This window comes from Marivirga sp. (assembly GCF_035704835.1).
GTDB lineage: Bacteria > Bacteroidota > Bacteroidia > Cytophagales > Cyclobacteriaceae > Marivirga.
Genome location: NZ_DASSWQ010000086.1, coordinates 95,792 through 120,974, shown reverse-complemented (window position 1 = coordinate 120,974; position 25,183 = coordinate 95,792). Strand labels below are relative to the sequence as shown.

General features: G+C 33.6%; 15 protein-coding genes and 2 tRNA genes. 4 read left to right on the top strand and 13 right to left on the bottom strand.

Translation table 11 applies throughout. The features are described 5' to 3' along the window. Nucleotides 1–164: 164 nt before the first annotated feature. Nucleotides 165–236 (bottom strand) — tRNA-Glu (locus VFM92_RS15655). Nucleotides 237–322: 86 nt separating this feature from the next. Next, nucleotides 323–394: transfer RNA gene (locus VFM92_RS15650), tRNA-Glu, on the bottom strand. Between the two features lie 172 nt (nt 395–566). Between VFM92_RS15650 and gap the strand changes: the two genes are divergently transcribed. After that, nucleotides 567–1,562: a type I glyceraldehyde-3-phosphate dehydrogenase gene (gap, locus tag VFM92_RS15645; RefSeq protein WP_325123168.1), complete on the top strand. Its 996-nt coding sequence runs from the start codon at nt 567–569 to the stop codon at nt 1,560–1,562. Nucleotides 1,563–1,657: 95 nt separating this feature from the next. On the opposite strand, the gene VFM92_RS15640 is transcribed toward gap, so the two are convergent. The 5 genes from VFM92_RS15640 to VFM92_RS15620 form a co-directional block, all read right to left on the bottom strand. Beyond that, the gene (locus tag VFM92_RS15640; RefSeq protein WP_325123167.1) at nt 1,658–6,937 is read right to left on the bottom strand and encodes a PKD domain-containing protein; all 5,280 of its coding nucleotides are present in this window, start codon (nt 6,935–6,937) and stop codon (nt 1,658–1,660) included. An 8-nt stretch (nt 6,938–6,945) separates the two neighbouring features. Next, nucleotides 6,946–7,383: a gliding motility-associated C-terminal domain-containing protein gene (locus tag VFM92_RS15635; RefSeq protein WP_325123166.1), complete on the bottom strand. Its 438-nt coding sequence runs from the start codon at nt 7,381–7,383 to the stop codon at nt 6,946–6,948. Nucleotides 7,384–7,614: 231 nt separating this feature from the next. Next, nucleotides 7,615–8,889, bottom strand: a complete 1,275-nt coding sequence (gene bioA / locus VFM92_RS15630; RefSeq protein WP_325123165.1) for an adenosylmethionine--8-amino-7-oxononanoate transaminase — start codon at nt 8,887–8,889, stop codon at nt 7,615–7,617. After that, complete coding sequence (gene bioD / locus VFM92_RS15625; RefSeq protein WP_325123164.1) at nt 8,886–9,494, bottom strand: dethiobiotin synthase; 609 nt, start codon at nt 9,492–9,494, stop codon at nt 8,886–8,888. The genes bioA and bioD overlap by 4 nt, the downstream gene beginning before the upstream one ends. Further along, complete coding sequence (locus VFM92_RS15620; protein WP_325123163.1) at nt 9,491–10,615, bottom strand: 8-amino-7-oxononanoate synthase; 1,125 nt, start codon at nt 10,613–10,615, stop codon at nt 9,491–9,493. The genes bioD and VFM92_RS15620 overlap by 4 nt, the downstream gene beginning before the upstream one ends. Nucleotides 10,616–10,689: 74 nt before the next feature. On the opposite strand from VFM92_RS15620, the gene VFM92_RS15615 reads away from it, so the two are divergent. After that, nucleotides 10,690–11,283 carry a porin family protein gene (locus tag VFM92_RS15615; RefSeq protein ID WP_325123162.1) on the top strand — a complete coding sequence of 198 codons (594 nt, stop codon included), beginning with the start codon at nt 10,690–10,692 and terminating at the stop codon, nt 11,281–11,283. Nucleotides 11,284–11,334: 51 nt separating this feature from the next. On the opposite strand, the gene VFM92_RS15610 is transcribed toward VFM92_RS15615, so the two are convergent. From VFM92_RS15610 to VFM92_RS15600, 3 genes are read right to left on the bottom strand one after another with little or no spacing between them, the layout of a single operon-like run. After that, nucleotides 11,335–13,503: a hypothetical protein gene (locus VFM92_RS15610; protein ID WP_325123161.1), complete on the bottom strand. Its 2,169-nt coding sequence runs from the start codon at nt 13,501–13,503 to the stop codon at nt 11,335–11,337. A 4-nt stretch (nt 13,504–13,507) separates the two neighbouring features. Further along, nucleotides 13,508–15,610, bottom strand: a complete 2,103-nt coding sequence (locus VFM92_RS15605) for an OmpA family protein (RefSeq protein ID WP_325123160.1) — start codon at nt 15,608–15,610, stop codon at nt 13,508–13,510. A 5-nt stretch (nt 15,611–15,615) separates the two neighbouring features. Further along, the gene (locus VFM92_RS15600) at nt 15,616–19,674 is read right to left on the bottom strand and encodes a CHAT domain-containing protein (protein WP_325123159.1); all 4,059 of its coding nucleotides are present in this window, start codon (nt 19,672–19,674) and stop codon (nt 15,616–15,618) included. Nucleotides 19,675–19,837: 163 nt separating this feature from the next. Here VFM92_RS15600 and VFM92_RS15595 point away from each other — a divergent pair, with 163 nt between their 5' ends. Both VFM92_RS15595 and VFM92_RS15590 read left to right on the top strand, forming a co-directional pair. Continuing rightward, on the top strand, nt 19,838–21,481 hold the full coding sequence (locus VFM92_RS15595) for a M1 family metallopeptidase (protein ID WP_325123158.1): 1,644 nt from the start codon (nt 19,838–19,840) through the stop codon (nt 21,479–21,481). A 132-nt stretch (nt 21,482–21,613) separates the two neighbouring features. Next, a complete protein-coding gene (locus VFM92_RS15590) occupies nt 21,614–23,011 on the top strand; it encodes a hypothetical protein (RefSeq protein ID WP_325123157.1) in 1,398 nt (465 codons plus the stop codon). Nucleotides 23,012–23,078: 67 nt separating this feature from the next. Here the strand turns inward: VFM92_RS15590 and VFM92_RS15585 are convergent, their stop codons facing one another. From VFM92_RS15585 to VFM92_RS15575, 3 genes are read right to left on the bottom strand one after another with little or no spacing between them, the layout of a single operon-like run. Continuing rightward, on the bottom strand, nt 23,079–23,531 hold the full coding sequence (locus VFM92_RS15585) for a DMT family transporter (RefSeq protein ID WP_325123156.1): 453 nt from the start codon (nt 23,529–23,531) through the stop codon (nt 23,079–23,081). 20 nt (nt 23,532–23,551) lie between these two features. Then, complete coding sequence (locus tag VFM92_RS15580) at nt 23,552–24,499, bottom strand: ring-cleaving dioxygenase (RefSeq protein WP_325123155.1); 948 nt, start codon at nt 24,497–24,499, stop codon at nt 23,552–23,554. A 12-nt stretch (nt 24,500–24,511) separates the two neighbouring features. Beyond that, the gene (locus VFM92_RS15575; protein WP_325123154.1) at nt 24,512–25,150 is read right to left on the bottom strand and encodes an alpha/beta hydrolase; all 639 of its coding nucleotides are present in this window, start codon (nt 25,148–25,150) and stop codon (nt 24,512–24,514) included. Nucleotides 25,151–25,183 lie beyond the last annotated feature (33 nt).

Below are 25,183 nucleotides of genomic sequence, written 5' to 3'. Positions count from 1 at the left end.
GCTGAAAATATATTTGAAATACAGGCTATAATGCCTGTTAGTGGTAAAAGAATTAAGAAGACTCTCCTCTTAACCCAAGAACAAAAGTATTTAGCTGAGCTATTTAATTTTGGGTGTTAAAATGCGGAAGTCAGGAAAAAGGCTGTCATTTCTGACAGCCTCTGTAGCCCGTAGGGGAATCGAACCCCTGTTTCCAGGATGAAAACCTGATATCCTAACCCCTAGATGAACGGGCCATGAATACTTCATCAAAAAATTTGACGAAAGAACTATAATCAAACAAAGAATTGACTTAATAACGACTTTATTAAGTGCTCTAAAGTAGCCCGTAGGGGAATCGAACCCCTGTTTCCAGGATGAAAACCTGATATCCTAACCCCTAGATGAACGGGCCATTTTTAAATGGAGATGCAAATATAGAAGGCTGCTTTCTAATTACAAACCCTTACCCGAAAAAAAATAAAATAATTTTAGGGTGTAAACCTTTAAGCCTCTAATTTGATATTGCTAACAAGTAGGTTTATATTTACCACTTAAATTAACTTAACTAAATAAATTATATCAACATGTCAAACGTAAAAGTTGGAATTAACGGATTCGGGCGTATTGGGAGGTTAACTTTCAGAGCCCTACTGCAAAAAAATAATGTTGAAGTCGTAGGCATCAATGATCTTACAGATACTAAAACACTAGCACATTTATTAAAATACGATTCAGTTCATGGAAGATTTCCAGACGAAATTTCTTTTGATTCAAATTCCTTAACCGTAAATGGAAAAAAGATTTCAGTTACTGCTGAAAGAGACCCAGCTAATCTGCCTTGGGGAAAAATGGGTGTTGAAATTGTTTTAGAATCTACTGGTCTTTTCGTTGACGAAGAAAACGCAGGAAAACATTTGAAAGCTGGTGCTAAGAAAGTTGTAATTTCCGCTCCGGCTAAAGGAAATGTTCCAACTGTGGTACTAGGAGTGAATGAAGATACCATGACAGGAAAGGAAACCATCATTTCTAATGCATCTTGCACGACAAATTGCTTAGCTCCAATGGCTAAAGTGCTGGATGATACATTTGGTATTGAAAAAGGTTATATCACTACTGTACATGCTTATACCGCTGACCAGAATTTACAGGATGCTCCTCACAAAGATTTAAGAAGAGCTAGAGCTGCAGCTTACTCTATAGTACCTACCTCAACTGGTGCCGCTAAAGCTGTCGGATTAGTTTTACCACATTTACAAGGAAAATTAGATGGTATTGCTATGAGAGTTCCAATTCCAGATGGTTCTTTAACTGATTTTACCGTGGAATTGAAGAAAGAAGCAACCGCAGAAGAAGTAAATGCTGCCATGAAAAAAGCCTCTGAAGGTAGTATGAAAGGCATCTTAGAATATACTGAGGATCAGATTGTTTCTATTGATATTGTGGGAAACCCTCACTCATGTATTTTTGATTCATCGTTAACTTCAGTTTCAGGTAAATTGGCTAAAGTTGTTGGATGGTATGATAATGAAGCAGGTTATTCAAACAGAGCTGCAGATTTAATCGAGAGAATATCTAAATAATACCTCAGTATTCTATTTTGTAAACAAAACATGAAAAAGGCTGTCGTTAATGAAGTTAACTGACAGCCTTTTTTAATATGTAATTATCTTGGATTTTAATCCTCTACATCTCGGATAATTGTTTTTAACTGGTCTCCTGAAACTTCCTCCACAGTTTCCCATTCTCCATTTTCATTCAAACGCTGTATTATGTATTTCTTAACACCATCTTCCCAGCCTTTAAATGCATTCCATTTTAACTCATACTTTCTGAATTGAACATCCTTCTGTAGCAAAACTGTATTACTTCTATCACTATTTTTAGTATCAACAGCGCAATCATTTATCACCTTCACTTGGTAATCGTACGTATTATTTTCAGTATCACTTTCACTGTCAATGTAAAATTGTTCATGAGGTTCTACACTATCAAAATAAACAAATTCTCCCCCATTTTCACTTCTATGTATTTCAAATGAAGTAATTCTACCTTTACCTTCCGGTGAAATACTCCATTCTATGAAAACTTCACCTGTTTCCATTACAGTACTATTCTTGATTTCAGCACGTTGATTTTTGTAAATTTCATCGGTGACTTCAAACTCTACAAAATTACTGATGGAACGTAAAGTATTTTGCTGAAAAACACCAATTCGATATTCGTAAATACCAGGACATAAATCCTCCTCATCACGGAAACTTAAAGCATTTGATTCCAATACTGCAATTTCTTCCCATTGCAACTCCCCTTTAAACTTCCGGAAAATTCGCTGATTATCGACACTAAATCCTTTTGAAGGATTCCAGTTTATCAATCTTTCATCTTTTTGCTGCTCCATTTTTTTCAAAAGCATGGTATTGAAAATGGTTAATTGCTCTTTTTTAACGGTGTCTTCACAAAATGAAACTGCTTGAAAAATATATTCATGCGACATATCCTGAGGACGGCAAGTTTGGTCATCGTACAGAATACGGTGATTAGCCTGCGATCCAACATTGATAGTTTGCAATAAATTAAATCCCCTCGGACTGTCACGATATACATTATAATGAGAAATATTATTTTGATAATATGGCTCAATTTCAAAATGAACTCTATTATTTTCTACCAAAATCTGATTTAAATCGGCTTCATGATGCTTTGTGGTATCTCGAACTAGAATTTTCTTATCATGCATCACAGTTACTGGACACCCATTATCATTCTGCACAGTCAATGAAATATTAAATTCTCCAGTTTTGTGAAATACAATGCTTGGATTTGGCTCTGTAGAGGTTTGTCCATCCCCAAAATCCCATAAATAAGATGGATTTAATAAATTATCGCTATTATTTGTTAAACTCACCTCTACAGGGTAGCACTCACCTGAAACAGTTAAATCAAAATCAACATTTGGTGTTGGCAATACTTTAATACCATCCATTTTATAAATCTGCTCACAACCTTGCTCATTTTCGGCAATGAGCATAACCTCATAAGTACCTGGTTTTTCGTAAAGATGCTTTGGATTTTGCTCATTGGATGTATTTCCATCACCAAAAATCCATTGCCAAGAAACTGCACTTTTTGAAATATCAGTGAAGTTAGCTGTCTTTGGTAAGCATACTATCTTTTCTTCAATTGCAAATTTTGTTTCAGGACCATTAACTTTAATAAATGCTTCTTTTTTAAGTGTATCTTGGCAACCCAACTTATTGGTTATCAATAATATCACATCAAACTCTCCCACTTTATTATACAAATGAACTGGGTTTGCTACCCGAGAAGTTTTACCATCACCAAAATTCCAGAAATAGCTGATAGCACCCTTTGACAAATCTTCAAATTCTACTTGCACAGGAACACAAGTATTTTGAATTGATTCTTTTAATTTGAAATCAGCTTTATAAGGGGATACTTCGATAAATTGCGCTTTAGTCACAGTATCAGTGCAACCGGTAGCATTTTCTGCAATTAATCTTACACTGTAAATCCCTTCATTTTCATATAGATGAGTAGGATTTCGTTTTGTGCTTGAGTTTCCATCACCGAAATCCCACAACCATTTAACTGCATCATCACTAACAGCTGAAAAAGCAACTCCAGAACCTAAGCAAATTTGATTTGCATCGACTTGAAAATCAGCACTAAATATAAAGTCCAACAACTGTTTACTGCTTTGCTTGCATCCGCTTGCATTTTCAACTGTCAATTTCACATTGCTTTGAGGTAATTCATAGTAGGTATGCGTTGGATTCTGTTCAGTTGAGACATTTCCATCTCCAAATTCCCATAGCCATTTTGTCGCATTCACACTTTCATCCTGAAAACTAATGGTTAGTGGCAAGCAGGTTTGGTCGTATTTAAAACTAAAATCACTTGTTAATTTCTCAATCTGAATAAAATTAGACTGAACAATACTATCAGCACATTCGCCATTAAATATCTTTAGCGAAACACTATAATTACCTGGTGCAAATGTCATTTTAGGATTTTCTAAAGTGCTTGTCTCACCATTACCAAAATCCCAAAACCACTCCATTGCATCTTTTGATTCACTTTTAAATTGAATCGTAGTTTCCCCGCAGCCTTGCGTTTTATTAGCTGAAAATTTAGCAACAGGTTTTTTAATCTCCACTGTAGTGGGTAATGGAAGCGTATATTCACAGCCTTCATAATCAACAGCCTTCATTTTTATTTCATAAATTCCAGCTTCAGGATAGAAGTATTCCTCTTCAAATGAATTGACTAATTCTCCATTCCCCATTTCCCAGCTAATGCTTCGAAAACCAACCAAATCATGAGAAACAGTAATGCCTTCTCCAAAACACAGCACCTGAGCATAGTCAAACTGATTTTCCTGATCTCCTACAAAAATATTTTTGATTTTTGTTGCCTCACAGTTTTTTTGACCTTCTGCTGTTAAGCTAACAGAATATAAACCTTCTTTATCGATATAATAATTTCCTGATTCAGATAGCTCTACTGGTTTATTGTTTATTTTCCACTTATAATTCTGATAATCAGGATTTGAAGGTGTCAACTTCACATTGAAACCTTCGCAAATCTTTTCGATTTTATAATCAAAATCAATTATGGCAATTGCGATGTTAACAGTGATATAATCTTCGACTGTCAAAATACTATCTTTGTCAATAACTGCCTTGTATCCAATGGTATGAACTCCTGGAGTAGTAAAAGTATGGCTAAATTTAGATTTAGCATGAACGCTATCTCCATCAAATCTCCATTCGATTTTTCTGATATCAGGTAAAGGATTTACTAAATCTAAGGTGTATGGCAAATTACAGCTTGAAAAACTGAATTTCCCTATAGGACTATCCTCTTCCGATTCTTCCGCATCTTCTTCAATTTCAGGATTCTCACAATTCTTCCATGGGTTTGGAATTAAAATAGATTTCGAAGTATTGCACCCACCATTACTCCCTATTTTCAAGGTTAAGCTTACATCATCTAGCGTAATAAAACTCAAGTTTACATTTGCCCCACTTCCAATCTGATTATCATTATAGAACCATTCTGCCGATTGTCCTCCCTGTATATCTGCCGATGCACTTACCTTAAAATATCCGCATTCTTCTTGAGACTCAGTTACAAATTCGGTATTAACTTCTAAATCTGGGATTTCAATGATATTGTATTTTTCAATTGTCGTTTCACATCCAGATTTATTCAAGGTGGTTAAAGAAACTTCATATTTCCCCGCTTTGCTATAGCTATGAACTGGATTTTGCTCTTCAGAAGTACTTCCATCACCAAAATTCCAATGCCAGTATTCATGTCCCATTTGTCCACTAAAATACACCTCTGTATAAGTGCAAGACTCAATTAATTCTGGTTCAATCATCTCAATCGTACTATTATTAACTACGATTGGTTCTTCGAATTGATAAGTGATTTCGCAGCCTTCACTGTTGATATAAGAAACTGAAGGATAATATGTGCCCGGATTTTCAAAAGTTAATTCAGCAGATTTACCAGAAATACTATCTCCACTTCCACTTTGCCAAATTACATTAGAAGCACCAGCATTTAAAAGTATTAAATTTGTAGAAAGAGGAGCGCAACCAGCCCAAGATGTAGATTTCACATTAGTTTCTACTTTGAAAACTGTCACTTTTTGATCAAGACTTTTTTCTATTATACAACCTCCTGCATATTCAGTAATAGACGTGATTTGATAATCTCCAGCATCTTGGAAGGTATAATTTAGTTCTGCTCCTTCAATGACTGTACCATTGACTTTCCAGGAGTATTTAGCCGCCTCTGGAGTACTATTTTTAGCTGAAAAGTTAAAAGGAGCACAACCTTTAAATTGAGTTACGTCCAATACTGGCGTATTAACTTCTTCCACTTTCAGCAATTCAGATCGATGAATTTCAGAAATACAACCATATTCATTTTCATAAAATAGGGATACATCAACAGCACCGGGTTGATTTAATTTTACATTAATTTCTTTCCCTTCAAAAACCTGTTCACCTATTTCCCATTTAAATCCATTTTTGTCAGGATGATTGGCTTTTAATGTTATTTCTTCACCAAGGCAAACTTTTGAGTTTTGCACAATAATTTCAGGTGTTTTGATATCCACCACTTTAATGGGCTCTGCTAAAGTAATCACATTTGAGCATCCGTTTTCACTCTTGTAGCTCACCTTCACTCCATATTCCCCTTTCTTTGGATAAATATATTCTACATTATTTCCAATCTGAACATTACCATCTCCAAAATCCCATTCAACTTCTTGAGCCGCTGCAGCTATGGAGAAATTAATTGGTGAATCATTTCCCAAACATTGCGAATAAGCACTAGCAGAAATTTCATATTCTGCAGCTGGGGCAACTTCAATAAACCTCTCTTTTACCACAATATCTTGACAATCATTTCCTGCACTAGCGAGTAAGGAAATTGAATAGACACCTGCCTCTCTGTAAGTATGTATTGGATTTTCATCTGAAGACTGATTTCCATCTCCGAAAGACCACTGAAAATCAGTGGCGTTTTCTGAAAGGTTTGTAAAGAAAACCTCATTATTTAAACAGATCAATGAAGAATTGACTTCAAAATTAGCAGAAGGCTTATCTGTAACGGAAATCATGTTTTCTACGATTAATGTATCCTTATTTCCGTCACTTTTAGTTAAAATAGCGCTAACATCCCATTTCCCCTCTTTTTCAAATAAGATAGTAGGAGTTGCAGCATTTGCAGTTTGACCATCTCCCATCATCCAAATGACAGATTCGAAAGCAGTATTTTCCAATTGAAGTGACACCATCAATGGAGCACAGCCAGATGTTTTATCAGCTTTAATCTGACCATAAGATTGAAAAGTCAGTGCAAAAAAACTTAGAAAAATAATTATTGATGATTTAAAAAGTATAAATGATTTCATGATGATGATTATTTAATGAGCATTACTTTACCTGATTGATCGATTCCTTGTCCTTCGTTGCCTTTGGCAAATACTTGATATACATATCCACCAGAAGGAGCTACCTCTCCATTTAAGATGCCATCCCATTTTTTTTCAATATCATTACTAGTGAATACAATATCACCAAATCGATTATATATCACCATTTTGTATTCCTTAACACCTTTAGCAACACCACCAAAAGAATCGTTTAGTCCGTCACCATTAGGAGTAAAGGCTGTTGGAAACTCAAGTGAAAAAGGCTGAAACAAAGTGATTATATTGGATGCGCTCATAACAGAGTCATTTGCAGCGCTTATCGCTAAGATGCGATATTTGGCAGGTTTTTTATCGGGATCTACATCGGCAAATCCAGTATTAAGACCCAATATTAGTAGTCCAATGATGATGATGATGTTTTTCATGATGAATTCCGATTAATGATACATCAAAATTCGTCATTATAATACTCCTATAAATCAGCTGAATTCTTAAAGAAAAAAATACGGATAAACCGCATAAAAATAGGGGATTGCACTAAAAGTGATTAAGTGAATCACTTAAGAATTAGGACTCAAAGATTCGATAAAAAAATGATAGCTTTTCGTTATCTAAAAATTCCGACACAAAAAAATCTTTACAATTCACATTAAATATTACAAAGTCTCTAACATTTCTTCAATAGCCTCATACACTTTCTCAATCTCTTCTTTTTTGATAATGTAAGGCGGTAAAATATAAACTACATTACCCAAGGGACGTAACAAAATATCTCTTTTAAGGAAGAATGGATACAATTTATGTCGAACCTCATTTACGTAAGAAGTATCTGCATTTGTTTTCAGCTCTAATGCGAAAATAGTGCCTAAAACCCTACTTTTTAGTACTTTAGGGTGTTGGGAAATTTTTTCATTAAAATGATTCTGCCATTGACCAATCTTAGAAATTTGAGCTTGTGTGCTTTCTTCTAGCAACAAATCAAAACTGGCTATAGAAGCAGCGCATGCAATGGGATTAGCTGTAAAGCTATGACCATGAAAGAAAGTCTTCATGATATCGGTGCTTTTGTAAGCTTCCATTATTTCAGCCGTGCAAGAAGTAACTCCTAGAGCCATAGTTCCACCAGTTAATCCTTTAGAAAGACAGAAAATATCAGGTTTATTTTCTAAATAATCTGCAGCAAAGTGTTTTCCTGTTCTACCAAATCCAGTAAATACTTCATCTGCAATGCATATCACATCATTATCTTGGCCTATTTTGATAAGTTTATCCAGCATTTCAGCAGAATACATTTTCATGCCCGCAGAGCCCAAAACTAAAGGTTCAAAAATGAAAGCGGCTACTTGACCAGATTCCACCAACTGATAAAATTGCTGAAGAACTTCATCTTCATTTTCTTCAGTTGGTATAGATAGAAATTCCACATCAAATAGAAATGGAGAAAAGGGCGCTGAAAAAGGGCCCCTATCCCCTACTGCCATCGCTCCGAAAGTATCACCATGATAAGCCCCATCAAAAGCAATTACTTTCTTTCTTTTTTCATATCCTTTATTGTACCAATATTGAAAAGCCATTTTCAAGGCTACTTCATTGGCAGTACTTCCGTTATCAGAATAAAAAATTTTAGATTGATTATCGGGCAAAATGGAAAGTAACTTTTCTGCCAATTCAATGGCAGGACGATGCGTAAAACCAGCAAAAATTACGTGTTCTAAATTTTGAGCTTGCTTTGCCACCGCTTCAGCTATTTTTGGGTGACTATGACCATGCAAATTGACCCACCAGCTTGAAATGGCATCCATGATTTTACGTCCGTCAGAAGTATGCAAGTACATTCCTTCCGCTCTCTCTACCATAATATGCTCAAATCCATTGACCAACTGCGTAAATGGATGCCAAATACTCTCACTATCTCTATCTAACCAGTTCATAAATTGTTTCTTAACTCAGCAGCGTATTTTCTAACTACTGCATGATTAATTTCTTTTTCTTCCGCTATTCTTAACAAGCAAGGATAGCCGCTTTGTTTTAAAATTATCTCCTCGCTAGCAGGATTCGAAGGTCCGTTAAATACAATTCCTTTTACTGCTAAACCCCTTCTTTTCAATTCATTTATGGTGAGTAAAGTATGATTTATACTCCCTAAATAAAGATTAGATACCAGAATCACAGGAATTCCCCATTTTTGCGGGAAATCAATTACAAACTCTTTATCATTAATCGGTACTAGTACGCCACCAGCCCCTTCAATAATTAGATTTTCATTATCTGTTATAGGAATGTCAAAATTCTCTACTTTTAATTTTACCTTATCAATTTCAGCTGCATAATGTGGAGAAGCTGGCGTATCAAGCACATATTTTTCTGGGATCAAATCAGTTTTTAAATTGCTTATTAAACCCCCTACAAAATCTGTGTCTCTTGGATATCCTGCTTGAATGGGTTTCCAGTAGTCAGCTTCTAAAGCTTCACAAATGATGGCACTAAAAAGTGACTTCCCACTATCCGTGCCTATTGCTGTAATAAAATAGTTCATTGAAAATACTGATTGATATGATGGCACAAAGTTGTTATTTCTTCCTCAGAATTGAAAGCATGCAGACATATCCTTACTCTTTCTTTTCCCTTTGGCACCGTGGGGCTGAGGATTGGCCGGATATCAAAGCCATTTTCATTCATATATCCTGAAAATTCTATTGCTTGATCGGCATTTTCTAAAATGATACCCTGTACAGGATGATTGCTTTCTAATATATTGATATGATCAGTTAATAATTCTTTATATAAAGAAACATTGGCATTTAACTTTTCTAATAAATGAGGATTTCTTTTTCTATATGATAATGCATTGTGTATGACTTGAACACTATGAAAAGGCAATGCTGTTGTATAAATAAATTGTCTGCTGTAGTTAATCAAATAGTCTTTCAAAACCTTACTTCCAACAACCGCAGCTCCATGTGCACCAACAGCTTTTCCAAAAGTATAAATTCTAGCAAATATTTTATCCTGCAAACCCAAATCGCAGCACAACCCAAAACCAGTTTCCCCATATAAACCAGTGCTATGGGCTTCATCAACGATTATTTCAGCATCAAATTCATTAGCTAATGCAACAATTTCTCGTAAAGGCGCTTCATCTCCATCCATTGAATAAACAGATTCAACTACTATAAATTTATTGCCACTTTCAATATTTTTCAGTTTCTTTTCTAAGTCATGAAGGTCATTATGCTTAAAATTAAAATAATTGGCTCTGCTCAATCTTACTCCTTCTTTGATGCAAACATGCGATAACTCATCCATCAAAACAGTGTCTGCTTTTTGTGGAACTGAAGACAAAACTCCTAAGTTTGCCATATAGCCAGAATTGAAAAGTAAGGCTGAATCGGAGAGAAAATAATTCGCTAAGAATTTTTCTGTTTCTTCATGATATTTTTTGTTTCCACTTAACAAACGTGATCCTGAAGCACCATTATCCACAAAACAAGTCGAATTTGAATGGATTTCTTCCACTTTTGTAAGTCCCAAATAATCATTTGAACTAAAGTCGATTAGACCTTCTTGGCTTAGCTTCAGTTTTCTATATCCGCCATTCGTTTTTCTATTTTCAAGCTGTGATTTTAACACATCTGTAAGTTTTATCTTATTTTTCATGGGAATAATCGTTGAATATATAACATTTGTCGCCATATTCGTTGTTAGAAAATTAAAAACTAAAATTAATCAAGATGAAAAAGCTTTTTACATTAACAGCACTATTATTTTTTGTTGGGATATCAGCAAAAGCACAATTATTCACGATTGGCCCTAAATTAGGGATTAGCAATACGACTCTCAGCATTAAAGATAATGTTGGTGAATACGAATCTGGAGATGCGAAGTATAGCTATCATGGGGGAGTTTTTGCAAGAGTTAAAATTGCTGGATTTTATATTCAGCCGGAAGCTTATTTTAATTCTGTAAAAGGAGAATATTTCGATCCAAATCAGCCTCAAGGTGAACAAGATGTCCAATTTAATCAAAGTAGAATTGACATGCCGATTCTCGTAGGCTGGAAAATGGGGCCTCTAAGAATAAATGCTGGGCCAGTTGCCAGTTTCAATTTAGATGAAGATGTTGACGCTAGTAGTACAAATAGTGTAGTTACAGAATATAAAAGTGCTGTATTTGCATACCAAGCTGGTATTGGTCTGGATATTTCAAAAATAATAATTGATTTGAGATATGAAGGAAACTTAAGCAATCAAGCCATTTTAGGTAATGATGAAGGAAAAGTAAAAGTAAATCAAATCATGTTAAGCGTAGGTCTTAAGCTTTTATAATTAGAAATTGACTAAAATAGAAAAAGGGGAAGTATCCCCTTTTTTTATGATTTATAATTTCACTTCATTCTCTACTACAGGAATGTCTGAGTATCTTAATTCCAATTCATCAGATAAAACGATATGTCCTTTATCTCCTCTTTTAGTTAAAAGATTTAGGCTTTCATCACTTACTTGATAATAATAGTTAATATCTAATGGACTTTCGAATCGGAATGTTTTCTTCTTTATCGAATTAAAATCATCATCAAATACAGAAACATTCAAACTCTTCAAATCTTCTGAGGAAGAAGTAATGATTATCCCTCGCTCCGTCTGAAAAATTCCATTGTATTTTCCATTAATATCTATCTCTTTGATTGAATAATCAGTGCTATCTGCCTGATATTTCACCACCGTCAAGAAATTAGGCCAAACTGCATCTCCAAATCCTTCGCCTTGATAAAGCGCAATTTGCATATTACTGTTTCTTAAAGATACTAATTCAATGGGCTTCTCCTGAGTCTCAACTTCAATTTGATTTTTTACTTCACCTGCTTCGTTAGAAACAATTATTTTATTCAAGAAATCAAGCGAATCAATATGTCTTTCATATAATAAAAAGTTGATATCACCTCCACCAACAACATTTATATCGCTGATTTTTTGCCATGATTGGTTGACTTCATAAGCTGATGGAACTGCATTATACCAACTTACAGCATTTTTATTTTTCGCAGCATAAAAAGACTGTGGAATGCTATCCTCATTAAGATAATAGCCTGTGAAATATTCCAAATCATTCACATTGGTTTTAGACGTAGTGATAAATGCAATATTTTTACCTAATGAATCGTACTCATATTTGGGCATTTGCCATTCAAAAGTAATTCCTCTAAAATTCGGGATGTCTTGCAGAAAAGGCTGTTCTTGATAATCCAATATCTGATTTTTCAGTTTACTAGCTGTATTTCCACGAATTTTCAATAAATCTGCTTCTTCTGATTTGAAATAATCTTTAAACCCCTCTATACCACCATAATATTCTTGATAGAATTCTTGGTTCTTTTTCAGATTGCTTGCTTTTATTTCTTGATTGTACTTTTGCAAATCCTTTTCTAGGCTTAAGGTTTCCTGAAAAACCCTATTAATTGCGTATAACTTAACCTGAAATGATACGTCCTTTGCTGTATCATAAACTGCTAAACTCTTTTGTTCATTTACCAAATCAAGCTTATCGTCTTTATATTGAAACACATTCGCCACTGGAGAATTCAAATCATATTTTCGTATTTTATAAATTGATTTCTTTTCGATTGGATCTAAATTAATAGAATCATTAAGTGACCAGTTTTCCATTTGCTCGAAGCTAGCATCCAAGCTAGTTTCTATCTTATCAATGTCCTTTCTCAGCTGATTAATTTCAATGTCAATAACCTTCTTTACGTCATTTACCCATGCGGTATAATCCCATAATTCAATATTATCAGCTAAGAAATTTGTTTGTATAACTAGACCGTCTAAACGATACGTTTGAATAGTGTTAAAGGATAATTCCTGATTGAGTTTGAATGGTGGATAAGCAGCAGCTGCTTTTTTATATTGATCAAAATAATAAAGTGTGGAATCAAAACTATTCTTAACCAAATTAAATCTTTTCTCTAATTCTTTATCGAATAATAAGTAAACATCTTTAAGAGAATTGAATTCTCCATTAATTCTGACAAAATTCTTAGATGCTAAATCGTATTGTTCTACCGTTTTCATGAAATTCTTATGAATTTCAGGCATATGGGTTAGGAAAGAATCTGCATCAATAATTCCTTGTTCGAATACTACTCTAACAGAATCAAATTCAACTTCTGGTTTACCATTTCTTTTGAATTGACTTGTGAAATTCGGATAAAACCATGCATTTCTTCTTACTTCTTTATCGTCAATCAAATTTTTAGCCCTTCCAAATAATAACTTGGCTCTTTCAGCATTTTCAATGGCTGATTCATAATCAGAAATAGGATGCGCTTTTACATATCTATCTTCAAAAATAAGTGCTAATTGTAGGTTGGAAGCAGGATGGTCATTATTGTATTTAAAAAAATCGTATAGAATAGGGAAAACTAAGTCTACACTATCGCCTATAAAATAGGGGTTTATATCTTCCTCATAATCTAACTCTAATTGAGCATAATTTATATGCGGCAAGACGAATAAAACGGATATGATAACTATAATTTTTTTCATTTTTTTAATCGTTTTGAGCCAATTTGATATCTAATATTTTTAATTCAACTCTACGGTTTTTAGCTCTATTCTCTTCAGAATCATTTGCTGCCACCGGTTGAGATTCACCGTAACCTTTAGAAATCAATCTATCCCCATTTATACTATTACTCGTTAAATAACTTATTACACTATTCGCTCTTTCTTTTGATAGCCGAACATTATAAGCTGCATTGCCTACATCATCTGTATGAGCAGCTATTTCTATTTTCATACTTGGATAAGACTTCATCAATTTTATAACCCTATCTAATTCTTCAAAGCTACTTTCAAACAATGAAGATGAATTTGATTCAAAATAAATATCCTTTAAGGTCAGATTGGCATCTTTTGAAAGTGGTTGTAATTTTAGTTCAACCCCTTCGCTATTTTCTTGTATTTCACCAGTTTCTTCATTTATGGTTTGAAGTTTACCTTCATTAGAAATACCTATTTCAGTTGAATTAAAGGCATATCCCCTATCACTGGATGCTTCCACCAAATATCTATCTCCCACTCGCAAATTTATAGTCTGATTTCCTGAAATTACAATTTCTTCATTCCTTGTTTTATTTCGAATTATTAATTGAGAAGAGGATACAGAACCATCGCTTAGTAAATCTCTAACATTGATAGGAACACCGACTTTTTCAGGTACTAATTCTATATCTTGCTCGTAAACTCTATATAATATTAGACCAGTTAAATCAATAGAAAAACTTTTAGATTTAAAGTTTTCGCTCTCAACATCAATAGTATAAGCTTCACCGATTGGTAAATCCACTTTAGTTTTCCAATTTTCCCCATCTGATTGCACCACATCTATAGTTCTACCAACGCTATTTTTTATTGTAATAGTGGCTTTAAGTGGGTCATATAATTCAATATCATAAATATTCACATTCAAATGTGCTGTTGTAAATAGGTCAATGTCAAGTTGATATTCTTGATAGCTTTCAATACCTCTTAAATCATAATAATGCAATGCACTGCTAAAATCATCTTTTCGCACTTCAATATTATACGCTCTTCCCGCGGATAAAACTATAGAATAATAACCATCTGTAGGGTTATTATTGAAGCTAGAAATTTCTTCAGAAGTATTTGCATCAGTAACACGCAAACTAGCTGACAACCCTTCTTTACTATCTGCATCTCTCACCACTCCCTGAATAGTTACGTTTTGAAACTGCCTAAATTCCTCAGGGATAACTACACTGTAAATATCCTCGTTTTTAGAGAAATACATTAAATCACCTGAAGCAGAAATACATGAAAATAAATCATTATCTGTAGTATTAACATATTCGAGTGGTATAGGTGCAGTCCAGTCACCATCAGCATTCAATTGTGTTTGATACAAATCGAAACCACCAATCCCTTGTTCTCTGATGGAAGCAAATATCAGAGTTCTGTTGTCAGCCATAATTTTAGGAGCTTTTTCACATCCTAAATTTACCGGATACGGTAATACGGTGGGTTCAGTCCAGCCAGAGTCTGTTTTTTGACTGGCATAAATCTCATAGCAAAACTCATTAATACCTTCAGGGGAATTTTTACTATTTCTCGCAAAATAAAGTGTTTTACCATCTGTAGTAATAGTAGGAAAACCATCAAAACTTCTGGTGTTAATTTCTGGACCCATATTTTTAGGCTTCGACCAAGTGTCTCCAATTCTTTCAGAATAGTAAATGTCCTCAGACCCTATTCCATCATCAAAAGAGGCATGAAAGTAAATTCTATTACCATCATAACTAAAGTTCGGTCCTGAAATTACATCAATAGAATCTCCATAATTATTGATACTATCAAGTGAAATTTGCTCTGTCCATTTATTGTTTTCAAAACGCGTAAGGTAAAGCTTCCAAGAGCCATCTTCATTTGACTCGTATATCAGCTTTCGTCCATTTGCACTAATACTTGGCGCATACTCAATATATTTTTCAGTGCTTATTTCACTTACAATTGTCTTAGGATATTTGGCATCCAAAGCTTGTTCTATTGAATCTTTTTGACTTTGTGAGAAAATTGGTAGAGTCACAAAACAAAACAAAACAAAAACTAATACAGTAGTATATTTTTTCATCATTTTTGTTATTCTCCTATTATAGTAAATGCAGCCCAATAATACGGCTGAGGAAATTCTTCTTTAATTTTCATCTGTGCTTTACGGAATGAAGTGAATTTATCATCTCCATCAGTCCAATTTTTGTAAAATTCTGTCATTAATAACTGTGTTGTATAATCATTTACTGTCCATAAACTCATAATTAAATTTTCGGCTCCAGCCACCAAAAATGCTCTTTGAAGACCATAAACACCTTCTCCATTTTTAACTTCCCCCAAACCTGTTTCACAAGCAGATAAAACCACCAATTCAGTTCCATCCAAATCCAAATTCATGGTCTCATAAGCGGTTAAAAGTCCATCTTCAAAGCTATTTTCATAAGGTAAGCCTCCTGCTAAACCAATAGATGAACCTGAAAGTAATATACCAGACCGTAATAAAGGGTTTTCTTCTGTTCCTTGATTTTCAACACCTGCCATTTGATGATCAGCATCGTAGGTTTTGAAAAAACCATGCGTAGCGATATGAAGAATGTCAGGAGCCGATAGACTATCAATGAGGATTTCACTGGCATCTTTTTCCATATATTTGCTAACTTTCCAATTACTTGCAGTGGTCATGGAATCAATTGCGTTAATTTCCACTTTTGTGCCAGGAAGCGGAGGAATTCCACCATTAAAATCTCTTAATCCAGTATTAGCAGCTGTTAAAGTCAAGTCATCTTCCGCTCTACCTAGTGAAAAATCAGGAGAACCTATCAAAACTAATGTAGGAAATTCCTTATTTGTTCCTGTATTATTTTTAGCTAACATTACAGATTCATTTCTAGTTAAAACAGAATCTGAAATTTGTAAATTTATTTTCTGCTTTATCAAATCTCTCGCACTAGTAATAATTCTAATATTCTCTTTTTCAAGTAGATATTTCCCTAGATTTTCACTGTAAAGCGTATTGATGTTAATTTTATTGTAAATACCGTCAGGACTTACATATAGCTTATCCAATCCTTCAGGAATATCCTTATCTACCCATTCCCATAAATTCTCGTAGGAAATTTTATCCATCAATTTGTATTTGATTAGGTTTTGGTAAGCATTGAAATACTTTTGCTCAATTCTTCTACCTTCTTGTAATACTGCAATTTCAGGCTCATCCATAGTATCTGTTAAAATTAAACCTGCATATATTATAGAATCGTTTTTCAAACTTTTCTTAACTCTAACTAACTCCACAACGCCAGTATTGGGCTCTAGACTTTCTTTCAACATTCTCCAATTGATGGTATCAGAAGCAAAACCCGCATTAAATAAATTTGATTTAACACTTAATTCCTTTTCCATGGAATTGATTGTATTTTCTATTTCTGCTAAATCAATATTTTGTTCTAAAAGCTCCCCTTTGGTATAAGAGTAGTATTGAATCGCTTGTTCTTTTTTATCTTGCCATGAATTGAATAATGCTATCAAATCCTGATCTCCACTATTTAAAATTTTATTTTTCATTTTAGCAGAAGCATTCAATAACATTGCCTTTGTGGTGAGCTGTAAATCAAATAAATCTTCTTTCAGCTTAGGAATTGATTTGAAATTCTCAATTGCAAAATCTTTGTAGGCTTCAAAAACTGGATTTACCTTATGATAGAAAGCAGATTTTTCACTTTCACTCATTGAAGGAAAATATTCTTTAAATAAGAATAAATAACTATTTACTGAATTATTAAACAGTGCATAAGCCGAATCAATATCGTTCTGTACTTGTTTTAATATTCCCCAGCCATATAGTGTAAAAATATAATCGGGATGGTTAACGCCTAATACTTCTCTTCTTAATTCAGTAACTTTAGCGAAAAGTGAATCAGCTTTTTTAAATTCTTCTTGTTTTTGATAAAGTACCGCTAAATTGTATTGGGTGCTAGCAAAAGTGGGATTATCTATTCCATAAACTTTCTCATCAATCATCAAAGACTTTTCATAGTAAGCTTCTGCTTTCTCATAATCTTCACTAGAAAGATAAAGAGAAGCAAGGTTATGCAGGGTAGTGGCATATTTTGGATGTTGCACTCCATAAATTAATGAATCCATTTCCAAAGCCTCATTTAATAAAGGAAGTGCCTTTTCAATATCTCCTTCACTTTGATATATTGAGGATAAATTTTCAATTGACGTAATATAAGATGGATGTAATTTGCCTAATTTATCAACATAAATATCGATTGCTGTTGTCAAATTTGTTTTTGCTTCTTTCAGGTTACCCGTATTTTGATAATAAAGTCCCATTCCAGAAAGTGCATCCGCGTAAGCAACACTTTGATTTCCAAAAATGGTTCTAGACAATTCTAGTGTTTTTCTAAAATATCGCTCTGCTGCTGGATATTCTGCCTCTGCTAACTTTACTAATGCTAACTTTGAATTAACATTTAAAAGTTTGGGATGAGTTGCACCTAAACTGGCGATATAGGTTTTTTCGGCTAATTGATACAAAGAATCTGCAATTCTATATCTTGCTCGACTTTGAGCAACTGTTCCAAGATTCTCAAAAACCATTGCATTATTTTCATGGTTCGCATCGAAAATAGATTGGAAAATATAACCCGCATCCTTAAAATAAGACTCTGCTAATTGATAGTCACTATTCTCTAAACTTAATGAACCAAGATTATTTAAAGTGTTGGCATATTCAACGGTCTGTTTTCCTACAGTCTTTTCAATTAAATTCAAGTTTTTTGTGAAATATTCTGTTGCCTTATCAATATTGGTTCTGTTTTGCTCCAATACACCCAAACTATTTCTAGTTTGAATTTCAATTTCGGTTTGAAATTTATTTTCACCTTCAAACTGAGCTAAGGATTTATTTAAATAAAGCTCAGCCGAATCAAAGTCTGCTAATTCTAAATAAATATCTCCTGTATTTTTATAGGCAAGTGCTTTCTCTTCTTTTTTTCCATTGATATTTTCTAGTATTTCTTGATCGACTGACAATAGTATCTGAAGGGCTGAATCAAGCTGCCCCATCGACTTAAAAACAATCGCTTTCTGAGAAAGAATTTTTACAGATTGCAAACTATCTTCTTCATTATTTATATTTAAAGAATCATTAGCAATCGAATATAAAGCCAAAGCAGTGGTATAATCTCCATTATTAAATGCAACTGCAGCGCTGTTTAACTGGCTCTGTAAATCATCTCCTCCTAATGCCAATAGGGATTCACCTTTAGAAGTTTGTCCTGTTTTTTGATATAATACTCCCAGATTATTTTTCGTGCTGATATACAAATCTCTTTCTGTTTGTCCATCATTTTCTAATTGAGTTTTTAAAATTTCATAAAATGAAATTGCTCTGTCATTTTGACTATTATCCTGATAAATGAGCGCTCTTTGGTAAGCTGAAACTTTCCAAATTTCGCTATTTTGCATACTATTATCTTGGGTTATCCCAATCACCTTGTCATAATAGTTTGCAGCTTGATCCAAATCACCTTTGGACTCTAGTAAATTCGCTATATAAAAAAGAGAATATAAATATTGAGAACCTGCCTTAGCTATAAAACTATTTAAAAGCGGCAATGCTTCCAGAAAATATTGTAAGGCATCTTCATCCTGATTTTGATAGCGTAATGAAGCATAATCAAAAACTGCAAGTGCATGGTTTAAAGAATTGCTATGTTCTTTAGCAAGGAGTTCCATGTAATCCTTAGAATAAATAATTGCATCCTGTATATCATCATTTTGCAGGTGCAGCTGAGATAAGTAATTTAATAATTGGATATAGAATTGAGTTTGTTGATCAAAAGTCACTTCTTTCATTAATTCCAACTCGCTATTTGCTAGTTCTAGACCCTTTAAATAATCCTGAGTTTTGAAAGAAAGTTTTACGCCCAAATGGAGCGTTAAAACGTAAGCTTGATGTTTCTTTCCATAGGTTTCCTCGGCCTGAGTTAATGCCTTTTCCAGCAAGGATTCAGCTAATTCTAGTTTATTATCTTTTTCTGCATTTTGTAAAGCTGTGAAGGTTTCATCCCACGAGTTTTGTGCAAATCCAACTGATGTAACACAGATAAAAATCACTAAAAATTTTATACTTCTCATATTGAATTTTACTATCCTCACGCAAGATGATAATATTGTAAGAATAATGAAAAAGTTTTGTCGAAATACCTATTTTTAGGTAGAATTTCCCAAGAAATCCTCAGCAATAAGCTAACTTACTTTCTTTAATCTGAATAACCGAAAAACATATCAAATTAACAATATGAAACTTTATTCCAAACCCCTGCTCATTTGCTTTATATTTTTAGCTTTTAATACTCTTTTATCTGCTCAAAAAGATTTTACCAAAGCTGATAGCCTGAAAGGAGGGCTTAGCAAAGAAAGGACCTGGTGGGATTTGAAATATTACCACCTTGAAACTAAAGTAAATCCTGAAAAGAAATTCATTTCAGGAAGCAATACCGTGCAATATAAAGTTTTAGAACCTTATCAGGTCATGCAGATTGATTTGCAAAAACCCATGCAGATTGACAGTATTGTTCAAAATGAAAAGCAATTGGATTTTAATACATCATTTAATGCTCATTTTATTCAACTAAAAGAACAACAAATAACTGGCGCTATAAATGAATTGACTATTTATTATTCAGGTAATCCTAGAGAGGCAAAAAATGCTCCTTGGGATGGTGGATTTACATGGGCGAAGGATGATAATGGTCAGCATTTTATAGCAACAGCCAATCAAGGAATTGGCGCTAGCGTTTGGTGGCCTTGCAAGGAACATCCAGCTGATGAACCAGACAGTATGCTGATCAGCGTGAATGTCCCAAAACCATTGATCGATGTATCAAATGGAAGATTACGGAATGTAGAAGAGCATGAAAACAGCCGCACTTATCATTGGTTTGTAAGCAATCCTATCAATAATTATGGAGTGAATTTAAACATTGGTGATTATGTGAATTTTACTGAAACCTATAAAGGAGAAAAAGGCATACTGGATTGCAGCTACTGGGTATTAAGCTATAATTTGGAGAAAGCTAAAAAACAATTTCAAGAAGTACCCCGCATGCTGAAAGCTTTTGAATATTGGTTTGGTCCCTACCCTTTTTATGAAGATAGCTATAAGCTGGTAGAGGCTCCTTATTTAGGAATGGAACATCAAAGCTCAGTGACTTACGGAAACGAATTTAAAAATGGCTATAGAGGCAGAGATTTAAGTCAAACCGGCTGGGGCTTGAAATTCGATTTTATCATTATACATGAATCGGGGCATGAGTGGTTTGCCAATAATATTACCAACAGTGATGTGGCTGATATGTGGATTCACGAAGGTTTTACGCATTATTCGGAAAACCTGTTTTTAGATTATCATTATGATTCACTCGCAGCTAATGCTTACGTACAAGGTGTTCGCTCCTCTATTCAAAATGACAGACCTATTATTGGAGAATATGGTTTGTCATATGAAGGTTCCGGTGATATGTATTACAAAGGTGCAAACATGCTGCACCTAATCAGACAATTATTTGATAATGATGAAAAATGGAGACAAACCTTGCGAGGATTGAATGAAGAATTCTATCATCAGACTGTGACTACCAAAGAAGTGGAGAATTATATTTCAAAAGCTTATGGACAACCTTTGAATAAAGTTTTTGACCAATATTTACGGACTACCCAAATTCCAACTTTAACTTACAGAATATTGGGCAATCAGTTGCTTTACAAATGGGAAAACACAGTTGATGGCTTTAATATGCCAATTCGAGTTTTTATAAATGGTGAAGCTGAATGGCTAAAACCCAATTCAAAGACATTTAAAGCACTACCTAATCTACCTGAAAATGCAGATATTTTGGTTGATCCTAATTTTTATGTGGCGGATTTTAATTTGACGGAGTGAAGCTAAGTAATGAATAAAATACATTTCATGCTTTATTTAAATTAATCTTATCTATATTTTATACATATAATTATATTTTATTGAACTATTTAATTAAATTTAACTTTTTTAATCAAACTAAAAGAAATAGTCATGAAAAACATTGTTTTAAATCTCATTCTTCTTCTATTTTTTAGCAATGAAATAATTTTAGCATCAGACAAATTACCACCTAAAATACTTACAGAATTTGAGTTCACGAATGAATTGCAATCATTAAAAACAAAAAAAATACAGCAACACAGACTTACAGCTTCGACATTAAATGTTAGAAATCCTTCCTCTTACATTAATGATTACCATGGTATTAGAAGAGACTTAGAAAACTTTGAAAAGCAAATGCAAAGCAAAGTACTTAAAGGAGAAACTATAGAGTATGATGGCAAAGAAAGAGTTTTTATTGGAGGCATGCCTGCATACTATATGGATTATGAGGGAATTAAAAAAAATGAGGAAATATGGAGTTTCTATGGCATTGATAAATACATGATAGGTACTGATTATTATAAACAATTTCCTCCAAAGAAAATATATGAAATTAGAATAGAAACCAGTGGTAAATATGCATATCTAACTAGGCTAGACACAGAAGGTTATTATCCAAATGGTAAAATCTATATGGGTGGATGGGAAAAAATAAATGGTGCTCAAGTAGGTATAGTGGAACTCTATGGTCAAAACGGTAAAACCACAGAATATTTTCAATATCAAAATGAAAATACAATTGAAATTCAAATCGATTTTAACGAAGGTGAAAAAGTGATTGATATCATTTACAATAGAAAAAATGGCGCAGGAAAATATCGCCACCCTGAGGTTGAAGAAGGAAAATGGCTTTGCTGGAATGCTGAAATGAGAAATATTGAATGTGAAAACCTTAATCAACTAAATGATTTTGAAAATATATTTAACACGGAAAAACTAGAAGAAAATAATAATATAGAAAAGAGAACTGAAATTAGTACTGATAATTCAGAAAAAAGAGTAATCAAAAATACACGACTTGGCTATTCTGTATCTGTTCCTGTTAGTTCAAAAGTTAGTTTCGGCACTTCTAATGATGGCGTAACTGGGTCACTTAAGGTAACTTCTGAGACTATGAAAGAAGAAGATGATTGGACAGCAATTTCATTAAGTCCGAAATTAAATGAAGTCACGATGATTATTATTTACATCATCGAAGAAAAGGATGCTTATTCTTACGAAAAATTAAAGTCTGGAGTTAACAGGTGGGTAAATGGATTTAATCCTTATCTTAAAAATCCTCAAATAATAAACGAGGAAAAAGATTATGAATTAGCAGGTTTAAATGGGTATTTGTTTGAGTTAGAGCAAGAAGACGGTAAGGCTAAAAGATATATGTTTCAATATTTAGATGGAAAAACTAGAATATCAATTCAATTTGGTGTATGGGAAGAAATGATGGATAATATGGATAAGTATAACCCAACAAAAGATTATTTAAAGAATATTCAAATTAAAAAGATTTAGATTTTAACTTTTATTCAATATTTAAAAGGTCTGTAATTTGTTAAAACTGAAATTACAGGCCTTTTAATTAATATTTACGAATTAACAACACACCCAAAACCAAAAATACTACTCCTAAAATGCGTTGCCAGCTTATTTCTTTTATCGAAAATCCTAATAAGCCAAAGTGATCTAAAATCAAGGAAATTATCATTTGACCTCCTACAATAAGTGAGAAGGTTAAAGCAGTTCCTAATTTAGGCGCAATGATAATAACAGACGCTACATAAAACGCACCTAAAATACCTGCTGTCCAGAAAATCGGAGATGCAGATTGAGTTGCTGAAATGGTACTAAAATTAAATTTAATTACTAACAAATAGATAAACAAAGCAACAGTACCAATGAGAAATGAAGCAAAAGCCGCAAAAACCGGCTGTTGCACTGTCTTTCCAATTTGGATATTGAAACCTGCTTGAATAGGTAAAATTGCACCCGCCAAGAAAACTAAGAGCATTAAAAACAAGGTAGATTTAGCCATTTCTATATTTCAAAATTGAATTACTTTTTATAATCCAATAAACCTGCTTCGATTCTTGCTCTATGTGGTTCTTGCCATTTCGGTAATTTTAAAGAGCTTCCAAGTTCTTCATTAGTTTCATCAACCAAAAAGCCTGGGCCTTCAGTGGCTATTTCAAATAGCACTCCACCAGGAATCCGAAAATAGATAGATTGGAAATATTTTCTATCCTTTACTTCAGTTACTTTCAACCCTAACTCATTCACTAAATAGTCTTTAATTTTTAAAGAGTCTTCCAATTTTTCAACTCTATGGGCTACATGATGAACCGTCCCGATTCCATTCTTGCCTTTAGGTAATCCAGTCGCATCCATCACAACTAAAGAATTTCCCGCACCTCCTAAACTCGTGCTCAATTGGACATAGTCACCTTCTCTTGAGATTTCTTCATACCCAAAAACTTTTAAAAACTGTAAAGTTTCCTCCACATTGCTTATTGCCAATACGACATGATGAATTCCCAAAATATTTTCTTGATCTGAAATTTCATTTGTTTTCCAAACGGGACTTCTATTGTCATCAGCATCTTCAATGATTGCTATGTTTAAACCTGAAGGATCCTTAAAAGTGAGTTTCTCCTTGCCAAAAAGTTTTATCTTGGAGAAATTGATCTGATGGTTTTTCAATCTGCTTTCCCAATAAGATAAACTGTTCTTTGGTGCTGAAAAAACAGTTTCAAAGACCTGTCCAGCACCGATAATTCCATCTTTAACTCTTTGTCCTTTATATGGAAAAGTGGTGAAAATTGTAGAAGGAGCTCCAATTTCATTTCCATAATAAAAGTGGTAAACATTTTCATTATCGAAATTTACAGTTTCCTTAATCAGCCGCTGACCTAATAATTTGGTATAAAAATCGTAATCTTCTTGAGCATCACTTACTGTAGCAGTTATATGATGAAGTCCTTTTATAATTCCTTTAAAGTTCATAGTCAATAAATTTTAAATTGTGGTTAGCATTTCATTTACCTTCTGAATTTCATCCTCACAGATAATATGATCCATGCCTGGGTAAACCCGTTTATCCACTTTTGCTCCCATTGGTTTTACTGCAGCTTCGGATTCGTGCAATCTTTTCTCTGGGATATGATGGTCTATATTACTACAACCAATGAATATTTCCGTCCTTTCAAAATCACCACTATAATTACTTTTTTCTATATGTGGACCAATTAAGCCTCCACTTAAAATAGCTATTCCAGCATATTTTTGAGCATTTCGAGTGACATATTCTAAAGTGAGACATGCTCCTTGAGAAAATCCTAAAAGAAATATTTTATCGTTTGAAATACCTTTTTTATTTAAATATTTGATGATAGCTTCTAAATTTTCCAAAGCAGAATCCAGCCAAGGTTGATTTTCACTCCAATCTTCCATAAATCCTTTAGGATACCAGGTACTATTGGTAGCTATTGGATAAATTATAGCTGTTTCAACCGTAATGTTCAAGCTTTTCACTAAATCTTGCATTTTCGAAGAATCATCTCCCCGTCCATGCGTCATGATGATAGCACTTTTAGCTTCTTCTAATGAAGCTCCATCAAAAATAGTATTTTTAAAAAGGTGTAAATTATTAGACATTATTTATAATTTAATACAATGACAATATATGTA